General features: G+C 70.0%; 18 protein-coding genes. 17 read left to right on the top strand and 1 reads right to left on the bottom strand.

Annotated features, from left to right (window positions below):
- Positions 1 to 139: 139 nt before the first annotated feature.
- From ACO06I_RS16255 to trmB, 13 genes are all read left to right on the top strand, one after another.
- Positions 140 to 718 carry a NifU family protein gene (locus ACO06I_RS16255; protein ID WP_421933662.1) on the top strand — a complete coding sequence of 193 codons (579 nt, stop codon included), beginning with the start codon at positions 140 to 142 and terminating at the stop codon, positions 716 to 718.
- Positions 718 to 1,356 (top strand): tRNA (adenosine(37)-N6)-threonylcarbamoyltransferase complex dimerization subunit type 1 TsaB, encoded by a 639-nt coding sequence (gene tsaB / locus ACO06I_RS16250; protein WP_421935097.1) that lies wholly within the window; start codon positions 718 to 720, stop codon positions 1,354 to 1,356. Before ACO06I_RS16255 ends, tsaB begins: the two co-directional genes overlap by 1 nt.
- Positions 1,353 to 1,808 carry a GNAT family N-acetyltransferase gene (locus tag ACO06I_RS16245; RefSeq protein ID WP_421933661.1) on the top strand — a complete coding sequence of 152 codons (456 nt, stop codon included), beginning with the start codon at positions 1,353 to 1,355 and terminating at the stop codon, positions 1,806 to 1,808. Before tsaB ends, ACO06I_RS16245 begins: the two co-directional genes overlap by 4 nt.
- A gap of 39 nt (positions 1,809 to 1,847) precedes the next feature.
- A complete protein-coding gene (locus ACO06I_RS16240) occupies positions 1,848 to 2,255 on the top strand; it encodes a Fur family transcriptional regulator (RefSeq protein ID WP_304697056.1) in 408 nt (135 codons plus the stop codon).
- 17 nt (positions 2,256 to 2,272) lie between these two features.
- A complete protein-coding gene (gene miaB / locus ACO06I_RS16235) occupies positions 2,273 to 3,613 on the top strand; it encodes a tRNA (N6-isopentenyl adenosine(37)-C2)-methylthiotransferase MiaB (protein ID WP_421933660.1) in 1,341 nt (446 codons plus the stop codon).
- Positions 3,610 to 4,563, top strand: coding sequence for a PhoH family protein (locus ACO06I_RS16230; RefSeq protein ID WP_421933659.1), 954 nt, complete (start codon positions 3,610 to 3,612; stop codon positions 4,561 to 4,563). Before miaB ends, ACO06I_RS16230 begins: the two co-directional genes overlap by 4 nt.
- On the top strand, positions 4,560 to 5,021 hold the full coding sequence (gene ybeY / locus ACO06I_RS16225; RefSeq protein WP_421933658.1) for an rRNA maturation RNase YbeY: 462 nt from the start codon (positions 4,560 to 4,562) through the stop codon (positions 5,019 to 5,021). The genes ACO06I_RS16230 and ybeY overlap by 4 nt, the downstream gene beginning before the upstream one ends.
- The gene (locus tag ACO06I_RS16220; RefSeq protein ID WP_421933657.1) at positions 5,014 to 5,886 is read left to right on the top strand and encodes a hemolysin family protein; all 873 of its coding nucleotides are present in this window, start codon (positions 5,014 to 5,016) and stop codon (positions 5,884 to 5,886) included. Before ybeY ends, ACO06I_RS16220 begins: the two co-directional genes overlap by 8 nt.
- Complete coding sequence (gene lnt / locus ACO06I_RS16215; protein ID WP_421933656.1) at positions 5,883 to 7,454, top strand: apolipoprotein N-acyltransferase; 1,572 nt, start codon at positions 5,883 to 5,885, stop codon at positions 7,452 to 7,454. The genes ACO06I_RS16220 and lnt overlap by 4 nt, the downstream gene beginning before the upstream one ends.
- A gap of 56 nt (positions 7,455 to 7,510) precedes the next feature.
- A complete protein-coding gene (locus ACO06I_RS16210) occupies positions 7,511 to 7,969 on the top strand; it encodes a helix-turn-helix domain-containing protein (protein WP_421933655.1) in 459 nt (152 codons plus the stop codon).
- 5 nt (positions 7,970 to 7,974) lie between these two features.
- Entirely contained in the window at positions 7,975 to 8,661 is a 687-nt protein-coding gene (locus ACO06I_RS16205) for a gamma-glutamyl-gamma-aminobutyrate hydrolase family protein (protein WP_421933654.1), read from the top strand.
- Between the two features lie 101 nt (positions 8,662 to 8,762).
- Complete coding sequence (gene metK / locus ACO06I_RS16200; RefSeq protein WP_421933653.1) at positions 8,763 to 9,983, top strand: methionine adenosyltransferase; 1,221 nt, start codon at positions 8,763 to 8,765, stop codon at positions 9,981 to 9,983.
- A 59-nt stretch (positions 9,984 to 10,042) separates the two neighbouring features.
- Positions 10,043 to 10,714 carry a tRNA (guanosine(46)-N7)-methyltransferase TrmB gene (gene trmB, locus ACO06I_RS16195; RefSeq protein WP_421933652.1) on the top strand — a complete coding sequence of 224 codons (672 nt, stop codon included), beginning with the start codon at positions 10,043 to 10,045 and terminating at the stop codon, positions 10,712 to 10,714.
- 54 nt (positions 10,715 to 10,768) lie between these two features.
- On the opposite strand, the gene ppa is transcribed toward trmB, so the two are convergent.
- Positions 10,769 to 11,338 carry an inorganic diphosphatase gene (gene ppa, locus ACO06I_RS16190; RefSeq protein WP_421933651.1) on the bottom strand — a complete coding sequence of 190 codons (570 nt, stop codon included), beginning with the start codon at positions 11,336 to 11,338 and terminating at the stop codon, positions 10,769 to 10,771.
- Between the two features lie 401 nt (positions 11,339 to 11,739).
- Between ppa and rimP the strand changes: the two genes are divergently transcribed.
- From rimP to ACO06I_RS16170, 4 genes are all read left to right on the top strand, one after another.
- Positions 11,740 to 12,291, top strand: coding sequence for a ribosome maturation factor RimP (rimP, locus tag ACO06I_RS16185; protein ID WP_421933650.1), 552 nt, complete (start codon positions 11,740 to 11,742; stop codon positions 12,289 to 12,291).
- 4 nt (positions 12,292 to 12,295) lie between these two features.
- Positions 12,296 to 14,062 carry a transcription termination factor NusA gene (nusA, locus tag ACO06I_RS16180; RefSeq protein ID WP_421933649.1) on the top strand — a complete coding sequence of 589 codons (1,767 nt, stop codon included), beginning with the start codon at positions 12,296 to 12,298 and terminating at the stop codon, positions 14,060 to 14,062.
- 8 nt (positions 14,063 to 14,070) lie between these two features.
- Complete coding sequence (locus tag ACO06I_RS16175) at positions 14,071 to 14,709, top strand: RNA-binding protein (RefSeq protein WP_421933648.1); 639 nt, start codon at positions 14,071 to 14,073, stop codon at positions 14,707 to 14,709.
- An 85-nt stretch (positions 14,710 to 14,794) separates the two neighbouring features.
- Positions 14,795 to 14,965: translation initiation factor IF-2 associated domain-containing protein (locus ACO06I_RS16170; RefSeq protein ID WP_421935096.1), on the top strand; the 171-nt coding region annotated here is incomplete at its 3' end.

Below are 14,965 nucleotides of genomic sequence, written 5' to 3'. Positions count from 1 at the left end.
CGCGATACACCCTTTCCCAACGCCGTTCAATCGCGGGCTGAGCACAGGGTGCGGCGGCTCGTCGCGTCTGCAACGTCCGCGCGGGCGCGCAGGTTCGCCAAACCTTGCGTATTGCCTGTTCTAGCGCCACATCTGATCCATGTTCATCCAGACCGAACCCACGCCGAACCCCGAGGTCCTGAAGTTCCTCCCCGGCCAGACCGTCCTGGCGGAGGGCTCGCGCGATTTCCGCGGCCCGAAGGAGGCGGAGGCCTCGCCCCTGGCTCAGGGCCTGTTCGACATCGAAGGCGTGGAGCGGGTCTTCTTCGGCCCCGACTTCGTCACGGTCGGCAAGCACCCCGACCAGGACTGGGCCCATCTGAAGGCGCCGGTCCTGGCCGCCATCATGGATCACTTCGCCTCGGGCAAGCCCCTGTTCGCCGCCGAGGCCAGCGCCGAGAGCGGCGGCCATGACGACGACGCGGTCTATGACGCCGACACCGCCCAGGTGGTGGCCGAGATCAAGGACCTGCTGGACACCCGCATCCGTCCGGCCGTGGCCCAGGACGGCGGCGACATCCTGTTCAACCGCTTCGAGCCCGACACCGGGGTCGTCTGGCTGCACATGCGCGGCGCCTGCTCGGGTTGCCCCTCCTCCTCGGCGACGCTGAAGGCCGGGGTCGAGAACATGCTCAAGCACTATGTGCCCGAGGTGACCCGGGTCGAGCAGACCCTCTGATCCTGCTGGCCATCGACACCTGCCTGGGCGCCTGCTGCGCCGCCGTCCTCGACGGCGGGCATGTCCTGGCGCGCCGGGTCGAGCCCATGACGCGGGGCCATCAGGAGCGGCTCGCGCCGCTGGCGGCGCAGGTGATGTCGGAAGCCGGGATCGCCTTCGACCAGCTCGACCGCGTCGGCGTCACCGTCGGCCCCGGCTCCTTCACCGGCCTGCGGGTCGGCCTAGCCTTCGCCAAGGGCCTGGGGGCGGCGCTCTCCATCCCGGTGGTGGGGGTGGGCGTGCTGGAGGCCCTGGCCGAACCCCTGAGCGGAAGCGTCCTGGCCGTCCTCGACGCCAAGCGTGACCAGGTCTACCTCCAGGCCTTCGCCGACGGCGTCGCGGTCAGCGCGCCGGACGCCCTGCCCCTGGGAACCGCCGCCGCCCGCCTGGCGGAGCTGGCCGGACCGGTGACCCTGGTGGGCTCCGGCGCGGCCCTGCTGGCCCAGGCCCTGCCCGGCGCCACGGTGATCGCCGCCGACCATGCCGATCCCGTCGCCGTGGGCCGCCTGGCCGCCGCCCGCAGCCCGGTCCCCCCCCGCCCCCTCTATCTCCGCGCCCCCGACGCCAAGCTGCCGGGCGGCCGCGACCTGCCCGCATGAACCTTCGCCCGGCCCAGCAAGCCGACCTGGAGGCCCTGTCGGCCGTTCATCGCCGCGCCTTCACCCCCGGCTGGGACTCCGAGGAGATCGCCGACCTGGCCAGCGGGCCCGGCGCCTTCGGCCTGATCGTCGAGGCTGAGGCGCCCCTGGGCATGATCCTCTGCCGGGCCCTGGCCGGCGAGGCCGAGGTCCTGACCCTGGCGGTGGATCCGCAGGCCCGGCGCCGCGGCGTCGCCCGCGCCCTGGTGACCGCCGCCGCCGGCGCGGCCCGCGCGGCGGGGGCGCAGGCGATGTTCCTGGAGGTGGCGGTGGACAATGACGGGGCCATCGCCCTCTACGAAACCCAGGGATTCGTGCGCGCCGGCCGGCGTCCGAGCTATTATGATCGCGGCGGCGGGGTCTATGTGGACGCCGTCGTCATGCGTCTCGACCTTAACAGCGGCGCCCTCTAGACCTATCCTATCGGCTAGTCGGCAATCAGGAGTCGGTTCTTGGACCGGATCGAGAATCTCTGCATCGAAAAGGGCATGCGCATGACGGAGCAGCGCCGCGTCATCGCGCGCGTGCTCTCGGCGGCTCATGACCACCCCGACGTGGAGGAGCTCTATCGCCGGTCCCACCAGGTGGACCCGCACATCTCCATCGCCACGGTCTATCGGACGGTCCGCCTGTTCGAGGAGGCCGGCATCATCGCCCGCCACGATTTCCGCGACGGCCGCTCGCGCTACGAGGAAGCCACCGAGGTCCACCACGACCACCTGATCGACATGAAGTCGGGCAAGGTCATCGAGTTCGTCGACGACGAGATCGAGGCCCTGCAGGAGGCGATCGCCCGCAAGCTCGGCTACCGGCTGGTGGATCACCGGCTGGAGCTCTACGGCGTTCCGGTCGAGGACTGACCGGAGCCTTGCGCCCCATGACCGACCCCGCGCCCGCACGGCGCCTCTTCATCAAGACCTACGGCTGTCAGATGAACGTCTATGACAGCGAGCGGATGGCCGACCTACTGCGGCCGCTGGGCTACGCCATGGCCGAGGGTCCCGAGGACGCCGACCTGGTGGTGCTCAACACCTGCCATATCCGCGAGAAGGCCACCGAGAAGGTCTATTCCGAGCTCGGCTACATCAAGCAGATGAAGCTGGACCGCCAGGCCCGGGGCAAGTCCATGACCATCGCCGTGGCCGGCTGCGTGGCCCAGGCCGAGGGCAAGGAGATCATGCATCGCCAGCCGGCGGTGGACCTGGTGATCGGGCCCCAGGCCTATCACCAGCTGCCGGAACTGATCGCCAGGACCCACCGCGCCAAGGGCGAGCGCCTGGCCGCCGACTTCGCCGCGGAGGCCAAGTTCGACCGGCTGGGTCCGGAGCGGAAGGCCGACGGCGTCACCGCCTTCCTCACCGTCCAGGAGGGCTGCGACAAGTTCTGCACCTTCTGCGTGGTGCCCTATACCCGCGGCGCCGAGTTCTCGCGGCCCGCCGAGGCGATCCTGGCCGAGGCCCGCGACCTGGCCGCCCAGGGGGTGCGCGAGGTCACCCTGCTGGGGCAGAACGTCAACGCCTATGGCGGCGAGGGCGGCCTGGCCGCCCTGGTCCGCCAGCTCGCCCAGGTCGAGGGCCTGGACCGCATCCGCTACACCACCAGCCATCCCGCCGACATGGACTTGGCCCTGATCGCGGCCCATGGCGAGGTCGAGGCCCTGATGCCCTATCTGCACCTGCCGGTGCAGGCCGGTTCCGACCGGGTGCTCAAGGCCATGAACCGCGCCCACACCGCCGAGAGCTACCTGCGGCTGGTGGAGAGGATCCGCAAGGCGCGGCCCGACATGGCCCTGGCCGGGGACTTCATCGTCGGCTTCCCCGGCGAGCGGGAAAGCGACTTCGAGGCGACCCTGCAGCTGGTGGTCGAAATCGGCTACGCCAGCGCGTTCTCGTTCAAATATTCCCGCCGCCCGGGCACGCCCGCCGCCGCCCTGCCGGGCCAGTTGGCCGAAGAGGTCAAGGACGAACGCCTGGCCCGCCTCAACGCGCTGCTGGACGACCAGCAGAAGGCCTTCAACGCCAGCCAGGTCGGCGCGACCCTGCCGGTGCTGTTCGAGCGCGCCGGCCGCCATCCCGGCCAGCTTTCGGGGCGCAGTCCCTATCTCCAGGCCGTGCACGTCGCCGGCCCGGATCATCTGATCGGCCAGATCGTTCCGGTCCGTATCGAGGGCGCGGCCAAGATGAGCCTGGCCGGCGCCCTGGCATTGGAGTTCGCGTGAGCAAGGCGCCTGAGTTCATTCCCCTGTCCGACGTGGCCGCCCGCGCGGTGGCCGGGGCGGCCAGCCGCCACGCGGCCCTGATCGAGGACGCCTTCGACGTCCTGGTGGAGACCCCCGGCGGCGGGGTGTCGATCACCGGCGAAGCCAAGAACCGCGCCGCCGCCAAGCGGGTGGTGGAGCAGATCGCCGAGCGCGCCGACTCCGGCCTGGAGATCACCGAGGCCGACATCCGCGTGGCCATAGGCCAGGCCCGGATGGGCCGAGGCGCCGCGCCGGGCGGCCTGCCCACCGGCAAGCGCGGCCAGGTGGCGCCCAAGACGCCGGGCCAGGCCCGCTATCTCCAGGCCCTGGCGGCCTGCGAACTGGTCTTCGGCCTGGGCCCCGCCGGCACCGGCAAGACCTTCCTGGCCGTGGCCCATGGCGCGGGCATGCTGCTGCGCGGCGAAGTGGAACGCCTGATCGTGAGCCGCCCGGCGGTGGAGGCCGGCGAACGCCTCGGCTTCCTGCCCGGCGATCTGTCGGAGAAGGTCGACCCCTACATGGCCCCGGTGTGGGAGGCGCTCACCGACATCCTGGGCGCCGAGCAGTTCAAGCGCCGGCGCGAGAAGGGGGAGATCGAGGTCGCCCCCATCGCCTTCCTGCGCGGCCGCACCCTGAACCACGCCTTCGTCATCGTCGACGAGGCCCAGAACACCACCCGCCTGCAGATGAAGATGGTGCTCACCCGGCTGGGGGAGGGCTCGCGCATGGCGGTGACCGGGGATCCCAGCCAGATCGACCTGGTGAACGCCGCCGATTCCGGACTGGCCCACGCCGTCGGCCTGCTGGAGGGCGTCAAGGGGGTGGGGGTCAACCGCTTCACCGTCGAGGACGTGGTGCGCCATCCCATGGTGGAGCGCATCGTGCGGGCCTATGACGCCGACGCCGCCAAGCGCGGACGCTCCATTTGATCGACGTCGAGATCGAGGACGAGGCCTGGGGCCGCGACCTGAGCGACATCGAGGCCCTGGTGACGGCGGCCGCGACCGCCGCCCTGGCCGCCGCCCGGCGCGAGGGGGCGGTGGTGGTGCTGCTCACCGACGACGCCGGCGTCCAGGACCTGAACCAGCGCTTCCGGGGCAAGGACGGCCCCACCAATGTCCTGTCCTTCCCGGCGCCGGAGAATCCCGAGGACCACCTGGGGGACATCGCGCTGGCCCACGGGGTCTGCGTCCGAGAGGCCGCCGAGCAGGGCAAGACCCTGGCCCACCATCTGCAACACCTTGTGGCGCACGGGGTGTTGCATCTTGTAGGGTACGATCACGAAAACGACGCCGACGCCGAGGACATGGAAGGTCTGGAGCGCGTCGTCATGGCCGGTCTGGGGGCGCCTGATCCCTACGGCGCCGAACAGGGAGACGATGGCTAGTTCCGACGACCCGCCCGCCGCCGCGCGCAAGAGCCGCGGCATACGGGCCTTCCTGCGACGGCTGCGCGGCACGGGCGGCATGGAGCCGCCGCCGGCCCCCATCGATCTGGTGGGCGACCGCATGGTCGACCAGGCCCAGGCCTTCCAGACCCTGCGGGTCGAGGACGTCATGACGCCGCGGGCCGACATCGTCGCCGTGGAGCTCACCACCCCCTTCGCCGGGGTGATCGAGCGGTTCGTCGAGGCCGAGCACAGCCGGATGCCCATCTATCGCGAGACCCTCGACGATCCCGTGGGCGTGGTCCACGTGAAGGACGTCTTCAAGCTGCTGGCCGGCCCCAGGCCCAAGGGCGGCAAGGCTCCGGGCCCCACCGACGCCATCCTGCAGAAGGTGCGCCGCGACGCCCTCTACGTGCCGGCCTCCATGCGCGCCGCCGACCTGCTGCTGCGCATGCAGACCAGCCGCATCCACATGGCCCTGGTGATCGACGAGTTCGGCGGCACCGACGGCCTGGTGACCCTCGAGGACCTGGTGGAGGCGGTGGTCGGCGAGATCGACGACGAGCACGACGAGGCCCAGGCGGCCGGGGTGGTGGCCCGTCCGGGCGGGGTGTTCGAGGCCGACGCCCGCGCCCCCCTGGAGGAGCTGGAGGCCGCCCTGGGCGCCGAGCTGGCGCCGCCGGACCTCGAGGAGGAGATCGACACAGTGGCCGGCCTGGTCACCGCCCTGGCCGGCCGGGTGCCGCAGCGGGGCGAGGTGATCGCCCATCCGGGAGGCTACGAGTTCCAGGTCACCGACGCCGACCCCCGGCGGGTCAAGCGGGTGCGGGTGCGCCGTCTGCCCGAGCCGGACGTCATCATTTGACCCTGCCGCTGACGCCGGCCTGGCGGGCGCGCATCCTGGCCGTCCTGGCCGGGATCGGCGCGGGCCTCGCCCACCCGCCCTTCGGCCTGATCCTGGGGATCGCCGCCTACGGCCTGCTGATGTGGCTGGCGGAGACCGACGGCCCGCGCCCGCGGCGCTCGGCCTTCTTCCGCGGCTGGCTGGCCGGGGTGGGCTATTTCGCCGTGGGCACGCACTGGATCACCGAGCCCTTCCTGGTGGACGCCGCCAACCAGGGCTGGATGGCCCCCTTCGCCCTGCTGCTGATGTCCGGCGGCCTGGCCCTGTTCTGGGGGCTGGCGGCGCTGATCTACCGGATCGCCGGGGCCCGGGGGCCCTGGCGGGTGCTGGTCTTCGCCGGCGCCCTGACCCTCTGCGAGTGGCTACGGGGCCATGTCCTCACCGGCTTCCCCTGGGATCTGCCCGGCGAGGCCTGGCGGGCGGGCTCGCCGCCGTCCCAGGTCGCCGCCTATGTGGGGACCTACGGCCTCTCCTGGATCACCGTGGCCCTGGGAGCGTCCGTCGCCCTGCTGTGGGAGGCCGGCCGCACCCGTCGCGTCGCCGCCGCCGCCATCGTCCTGACCCTGGCGGCCCTCTACGGCTTCGGGGCCCTGCGGCTCTCCCGGGCCGTGGAGACGGCGGCGACCGCCCCCCTCGTGCGGATCGTGCAGGGCAATATCGACCAGAAGGAGAAGTGGAAGCCGGAGAACCTGGACATGGTCTTCTCCACCTATGTCCGCCTCACCACCCGGCCGGCCAAGGCCCGCCCCGACATCGTGGTCTGGCCCGAGGGCGCCCTGCCGGCGGTGATCGACGACCTGCTGGCGCCCGGCAGCCCCTACGCCACCCGCCTCACCGACGCCCTGCAGCCGGGCCAGACCCTGATGATGGGCGCCAACCGGGTCGGCCCCAGCCCCGGCGGCGGGGTCGACTATTTCAACAGTCTGGTGGCCCTGCGCCGGGAGGCGCCGGGCCTGCGGGTGACGGGGTTCTATGACAAGCACCGCCTGGTGCCCTTCGGCGAGTTCCTGCCCCTGGGGGATCTCGCCACCCGGCTCGGGATCCGCAGTCTGGTGCACATGCCCGAGGACTTCACCGCCGGGCCGCCGCCGGCGCCGATCCATCCCGAGGGGGTGCCGGCCGTCCAGCCCCTGATCTGCTACGAGGCCCTTTTCCCGGGCTTCGCCTCGGAGGCCGCCCGCCGCGGCGGCGGCCGGGCCGGCTGGCTGCTGAACGTGTCCAACGACGCCTGGTTCGGGGCCACCAGCGGACCCTGGCAACACCTCAACATCGCCGCCTACCGGGCGATCGAGGAGGGCCTGCCGATCGCGCGAGCCACCCCGACAGGTGTGTCGACGATGATCGACGCCTATGGCCGCCCCATTTTGGGCGCCCGTCTAACCCTTGGCCAGGAAGGGATTCTGGACATTCGCCTGCCTCCAGCGCTCGCCCCTACGGTGTATTCGCGTTTCGGCGACGCCGGATTCGCCATCATGTTGCTCTTATCCGCGCTCATCCCGTTGGTGGGACGTTTTCGACGAGCTGTCTGAGTTGACGCCGGCGTCATGTTTTGGCGGCGTGGCTCGGATTCGTCTATGGGAAGCATATGGCCAAGGAATTCGACGTCGATCGGTCCCCCAATCCGATCGACCTGCATGTGGGTTTGCGTATCCGTCTGAGGCGGAAGGAACTGGGTGTCAGCCAGGAGAAGCTGGCGGACTCCATCGGCCTGACCTTCCAGCAAGTCCAGAAGTACGAGCGCGCCGCCAACCGGGTGAGCGCCTCGAAGCTCTGGGACATGGCGCGCGCCCTGCAGACCTCCATCTCCTACTTCTTCGACGGCCTGCCCGACGAGGCTCTGAACGCCCCGGCGCCGGGCGAAGGGCCCTCGCCGGCCCACGCCTTCCTGATGACGCCCGAGGGCATGGAGCTGGCCTCGGTGTTTCCCAAGATCCGCCGCGCCCGGGTGCGCCGGCGCATCCTGGACCTGGTCCGGGCCATGGTGGACGAGGAGGAGGGTGAGCCGGAACCGGCCCTTCCCCGCGAGCCGGTCGAGGCCGACTGAGCGCCATGACCCCGCGCATCGCCGTCCTGCTGGATGAGAACACCAGCAGCGGCGCGACGCGCTACGAGGCCCACAAGGGCTACTTCCAGGGCCTGCGCCAGGCCGGCGCCGCGCCCTTCGGCCTGCCCTATTTCGCCGAGATGGTCGAAGGCGTCGTCGCCGACTTCGACGGCCTGCTCAGCGTCGGCGGCCGCTTCGCCTATCCGCCCGCCTGGTATCGGGCGGGCGAGGCCTCCTTCGCGCCGGACTCGCCGCGGCTGGCGGTGGAGCAGGCCCTGATGTCGGGCTTCCTGGCGGCCGGCAAGCCGGTGCTGGGGATCTGCGCGGGCATGCAGATGCTGGCCTGCCTGCACGGCGCGCGGCTCACCGCCGACGTGAAGACCCTGGGCGAGGTCCTCGACCACGACACCCGCGACCATCTGCACGAGGTCGCCCTGGCGCCGGGCTCGCGCCTGGCCGCCCTGGTCGGGGCGCCGACCCTGAGCGTCAACAGCTTCCACCGGGAGGCCGTCGCCGACCTGGCCCCAGGGCTTCGGGCCACGGCGCATGCCCCCGACGGCGTCATCGAGGCGGTGGAGGTGGCCGACCACCCGTTCGCCCTGGGGATCCAGTGGCATCAGGAGCTGTTCGCCGGGACCGATCACGCCGGAAATCGCATCTTCCGAGGCTTCGTCGAGGCCTGCGACCGATAGGCGCCGCTTGCGGGATATAAAGATTTCTTTATAGGATTTCCGCGACGTTCCAGATCGCCGCCCCTGCCTGCGGCGCTCGCGCATTTTCCGGAGCCTTCCTCTTGAGCCGTTCCTCCTACATCTTCACCAGCGAAAGCGTTTCCGAAGGTCACCCGGACAAGGTCGCCGACCGCATCTCCGACACGGTGGTCGACGCCTTCCTGGCCGCCGAGCCCGAGGCCCGCGTGGCCTGCGAGACCCTGGTCACCACCAACCGCATCGTCCTGGCCGGCGAGGTCCGCGCCGGTAAGCCGGGCGCCTCCAAGGCCGAGAACAAGCAGATGACCAAGGATATCCTTGGCACGCTGGAGCCCCTGGTGCGCGCCGCGGTCAAGGACATCGGCTACGAGCAGAAGGGCTTCCACTGGCAGAAGGCGAAGTTCGCCAACTACCTGCACGCCCAGTCGGCCGACATCGCCCAGGGCGTGGACTCGTCCAACAAGAAGGACGAGGGCGCCGGCGACCAGGGCATCATGTTCGGCTACGCCTGCGACGAGACGCCGGAGATGATGCCGGCCACCCTGCAGTACTCGCACAACATCCTCAGCAAGCTGGCCCAGGTGCGTCACTCGGGCGAGGCCAAGGGCCTGGAGCCCGACGCCAAGAGCCAGGTGACCCTGCTCTACCAGGACGGCCGCCCCGTCGAGGTGCTGCAGATCGTGGTCTCCACCCAGCACGCCAAGAAGATCGGCGACCACGCCGCCTCCTCCAAGCGCATCCTCGAACTGATCAAGCCCTATGTGCTCGGCGTCTTCCCCGACGGCCTGGTGACCAAGAAGACCAAGTGGCACGTCAACCCGACCGGCAAGTTCCTGATCGGCGGGCCGGACGGCGACGCTGGCCTTACCGGCCGCAAGATCATCGTCGACACCTACGGCGGCGCGGCCCCGCACGGCGGCGGCGCCTTCTCCGGCAAGGATCCCACCAAGGTGGACCGCTCGGCGGCCTATATGTGCCGCTACCTGGCCAAGAACGTGGTGGCCGCGGGCCTGGCCCGGAAGTGCACCATCCAGATCAGCTACGCCATCGGCGTGGCCAATCCGCTGTCCTTCTATGTCGACCTGCATGGCACCGGCGAGGTCGAGGCGGCGAAGCTGGAGAAGGTCCTGCCCGAGCTGGTGGGCGGCGCCACCCCGCGCTCCATCCGCGAGCACCTGGGCCTCAACAAGCCCATCTACGCCCGCACCGCGGCCTACGGCCACTTCGGCCGCACGCCGGACAAGGACGGCGGCTTCTCCTGGGAGAAGACCGACCTCGTGGAAAAGCTCCGCGCCGCGATCTAACGTCTCCGGCGGCGGGATAGGTCTCGCCGCCGCGGGTTCGCTGGGCTAGAGGGCGCGGCATGGATAACCACCCGCCCCTCCGGTCCTTCGGCCGCCTCAAGTCGCGCCCGATCAAGCCGCGCCAGGCCGCCCTGATGGACAGCCTGCTGCCGTCCATTCGCGCGCCGCTGGAAGACTTCGATCCCAGGGCGCTCATGCCCGCAGCCCGCCAGGTCTGGCTGGAGGTGGGCTTCGGCGGTGGCGAGCACATGGCCGCCCAGGCCGCGCGGGCCCCCGATACGCTGATCCTCGGCGCGGAGCCCTTCCTGAACGGCGTGGCCAGCGCCCTGCGGCACATCGACGAGGCGGGCCTGCGGAACGTCCGCATCCACGACAATGACGTGCGCGAGCTGATGGCGCGGATGCCCGACGCCTGTCTCGATCGCGTCTTCGTGCTGTTCCCCGATCCCTGGCCCAAGGCGCGGCACAACAAGCGCCGCCTGATCCAGGCCGAGACGATCGCCGAGCTGGCCCGCCTGCTGAAGCCCGGCGGGGCCCTGCGCTTCGCCACGGACTGGGCCGACTACGCCGACTGGACCCTGGAGCGGGTGCTGGCCAGCGGCCTGTTCGCCTGGCCGGCGGAACGCGCCTGCGACTGGCGCGTCCCGCCCGCCGACCACGTCACCACGCGCTATGAGGAAAAGCGCCTGGGCGACTGCGCGCCGGTGTTCCTGGACTTCGTCCGGGCGTGACAGCCTGAAGTGGAGGCCGGTTTAGGCGCCCGTCACACCGTCTGGCAGCCCTAGTTACTTGAGCAGCTTGGCCTTGGCGGCGGCCTTCTCGGCCTCCATCTGGGCGTTCAGCTCGATGCCCGCGCGGATCAGCTCGCCGGTCTCTTCCGGATCGGCCCAGCGGACGATCTCCACCGACTTGCCCTTTTCCAGGTCCTTATAGTGCTGGAAGAAGTGGGCGATCTGCTCGGTCAGGATCGCCGGCAGGCCGCGCCAGGAATCCAGGCCGGCATAGAAGGGGTGCAGCTTGTCCACCGGGACGGCCAGGATCTTCTCGTCGTTGCCGGCCTCGTCCACCATCATCAGGCAGCCGATCGGGCGGCAGCGGATGATGGCGCCGGGGACCACCGGGGTGGGGCCCACGACCAGGATGTCCATGGGATCGCCGTCGCCCGACAGGGTGTGGGGGATGAACCCGTAGTTGCCGGGATAGAACATGGCGGTGTGCAGGAAGCGGTCGACATAGATCGCGCCGCTTTCCTTATCGAGTTCGTACTTCACCGGTTCCCCGCCCTGCGGGATTTCGATGATGGCGTTGACGTCATAGGGCGGATTGAAACCCACCGAGATCTTGGAAATGTCCATGGGGAGATGGCCTTTTCACACACAGGAAGAGTAGGCGCGGTCTTTGGACTATTCGGCGCGCGGGATAAAGGCCCGACCCCTTACGAATAAACGCGCCATGACCTTCGATTGGGCGCAAGGCTGGCCTTTGAAAAGGCGCGCCCCATGATCATCAACGGCCAAACCCTCTATCTCGCCCTCGTCGTCGTCAGCTTCACGATCCTGATCGTGGTCACGCTCGGGGTGTCGATCTGGTCCAACCGCAAGCCCTGATCGCTTGACGAGGCCGCGCCGGCGGGGGCTGACAAGTCCCCCGCGCGGTGCTATATGGGGCTCTACATCGTCCGTAAGCGCTGGATAGCGCCTATGAGCGGCAGGCTTCGGCCCGGCCGCTTTTTTGTTGCCGGAGAGCGGCCAAGCTTATGCGTGGCAAGACTGCAGAAGACCTGAGGCTCCTGGAGCTGCTGGACCCCGTGGCCGAGGCCGCGGGCTACGAGATCGTCCGCCTGCGCCTGATGGGGGGCGAGCACGCCCGCCGGCTGCAGATCATGGCCGAGACCCCCGACGGCGAGATGGTGGTGGAGGACTGCGCCAAGCTTTCGCGGGCCATCTCCGAGATCATGGACGCCGCCGACCCGATCAGCGGCGAATACACCCTGGAGGTCTCCTCCCCCGGCGTCGACCGTCCCCTGACCCGGATGAAGGACTTCGCCAATTACGAGGGCCATGAGGCCCGCCTCGAACTCGACCGCGTCGCCGACGGCCGCAAGCGCTTCCGCGGCATGCTGGCCGGGGTCGAGGATGACAATGTCGCCATCGATCTGGAGGGGGAGGCCGAGACCGCCCTCATTCCCTTCGCCTGGATCGTGGAAGCCAAACTGATCCTGACCGACCAGCTGATGAAGCGCGGCGCCGAAGAGCGCGCCGCACGGCTGGCCGAAACCCAACAACAGACGCCCGAGCAAGAGGACTAAGACCATGAGCCTGACCGGCATTTCAGCCAACCGGCTTGAACTCCTGCAGATCGCCGAGGCCGTGGCCCGCGAGAAGTCGATCGACAAGGAAATCGTCATCGAGGCGATCGAGGAAGCGATCCAGAAGGGCGCCCGCTCGCGCTACGGCGCCGAGCACGACATCCGGGTCCATATCGATCCCAAGACCGGCGAGACCACCATCAAGCGCGTGATCACCGTGATCCCCGACGATCTGGTCTATGAAGCCGAAGACAGCGAGGAGGGCCCCAGCGAGCCCATGGGCTCGCGCCGCCTGCGCGAGGCGCTGGCCGCCGACAAGGACGCCTTCGTCGGCAAGACCTACGAAGAAATCCTGCCGCCCTTCGAGTTCGGCCGGGTCCAGACCCAGATGGCCCGCCAGGTGGTGACCGGAAAGGTCCGCGAGGCCGAGCGCGAGCGCCAGTTCGAGGAGTTCAAGGACCGCGTGGGCGAGATCGTCAACGGCGTGGTCAAGCGGGTCGAGTACGGCAACACCGTCGTCGACCTGGGCCGCGGCGAGGGCATCATGCGCCGCGACCAGTCGATCCCGCGCGAGAACTTCAACATCGGCGACCGCATCCGCTGCTACATCTACGACGTCCGCCGCGAGACCAAGGGCCCGCAGATCCTGCTGAGCCGCGCCCACGGCGGCTTCATGGCCAAGCTGTTCGCCCAGGAAGTTCCTGAAGTGTACGACGGCGTCATCGAGATCCGCGCCGTGGCCCGCGACCCGGGCAGCCGCGCCAAGATGGCCGTGGTCTCCAACGACAGCTCCATCGACCCCGTCGGCGCCTGCGTCGGCATGCGCGGCAGCCGCGTCCAGGCCGTCGTCGCCGAGCTGCAGGGCGAGAAGATCGACATCATCCAGTGGAGCCCGGACGAGGCGACCTTCATCGTCAACGGCCTGGCCCCCGCCGAAGTCTCCAAGGTCGTCATGGACGAGGAGGACGAGCGCGTCGAGGTGGTCGTCCCCGACGAGCAGCTGAGCCTGGCCATCGGCCGCCGCGGCCAGAACGTGCGCCTCGCCAGCCAGCTCACCGGCTGGCAGATCGACATCATGACCGAGAGCCAGGAGAGCGAGCGCCGCCAGCGCGAGTTCACCGAGCGCACGGCCCTGTTCCAGGAAGCCCTGGACGTCGACGAGGTCATCGCCCAGCTGCTGGTCACCGAGGGCTTCGCCACGGTGGAAGACGTCGCCTATGTCGAGAACGCCGAGGTCGCGGCCATCGAGGGCTTCGACGAGGACACCGCCGAGGAAATCCAGGCCCGCGCGCGCGACTTCCTGGAGAAGGAAGCCGCCGAGCTGGACGCCAAGCGCCGCGAATACGGGGTCGACGACGCCCTGCTGGAGATCGAGGGTGTCACCCTGCCGGTCGCCGTGGCCCTGGGCGCCGGCGACGTGAAGACCGTCGAGGACCTGGCTGGCCTGATCCCCGACGACCTGCGCGGCTGGTTCGAGAGCAAGGACGGCGAGCGGGTCCGCGAGCCGGGCATCCTGGAGGCCTTCGGCCTGGACGCCGCCGACGCCGAGGCCCTGATCATGCGCGCCCGTGTCGCCATGGGCTGGATCGAGGCGCCCCCCGAACCCGAGGTCGAGGAAGCCGCTCCGGTGGAGCTGACGGAAGAAGAGCAGGTGTTCGGCACCGCCGCGTCCCAGGCCGCCGCCTCGGCGGCCAGGGCCGCCGCCGCCGCGGAAGCCCCCGCCGAAGACGCGGCCGCCGAAGCGACCCCTGCCGACAGCGAGGAGGCGTAAGCCTCAGCGTGACCGCCTCGTCCGCCCCAAAGACCCTGGCGCAGGTCGCGCGCGAGCGTCGCGACATCGTCACGGGCGAGGTGATGGCCGAGGACCGCCTGATCCGCTTCGTGGCGGGTCCGGGCGGGGTCGTGGTCCCGGACCTGGCGCGCAAGCTGCCGGGCCGGGGGATGTGGGTGGCCGCCGACCGCGCCTCGGTGGAAACCGCGGCCAAGAAGGGGCTGTTCTCCCGCTCGGCCAAGGCCAAGCTGATCGCCAGCCCGGACCTCGCCGACCAGGTCGACGCTCTGCTGCGGCGCCGCGTCCTGGACGGCCTTGGTCTTGCCAAGCGGGCCGGCGATCTTATCTCTGGTTACGAGAAGGTCGCCGCCGCGCTGAACGCCGGCCGCGCGGCCTGGGTGATCGAGGCCGCCGACGGCGCGGCGGACGGTCGCCGCAAGATCCTCAATGTGGCCCGCAAGTCACCGCGGGCGCCCAAGCTTCTCGGACTCTATTCCAATGAGGAATTGGGTTTGGCCTTGGGTGGAGAGAATGTGATACACACCGCCTTCCTTGCGGGGCGCGGCGCCGATCAGTGGACATTCGATGTCCACCGTTTATCTGGCTTCCGCCCGCTCCTTCCCGAGAGTTGGCGCGAGGAGCCCTGAAGAGGCGGGCGGAACGAACCTCGTTCCGCGCGCCTAAAGCTATTGAACGTGGTCGGAACGCCCGACCGGTATGTAAAGCGAGCGCATGAGCGACGAGAACGACAACGGCCGGCCCCCCGCCCCTGGCGGACGCACACCTCTCACCCTGAAGCCGCGTGGCGTCGCAGGGTCGGTGAGCGCGGGTACGGTGAAGCAAAGCTTCAGCCACGGCCGGTCCAAGACCGTGGTCGTCGAGACCAAGCGCGCCCGCACCCAC

Source organism: Phenylobacterium sp. (genome assembly GCF_965229015.1).
In the GTDB taxonomy this organism is placed as follows: domain Bacteria; phylum Pseudomonadota; class Alphaproteobacteria; order Caulobacterales; family Caulobacteraceae; genus Phenylobacterium.
This window is presented reverse-complemented; position numbering and strand designations above follow the sequence as displayed.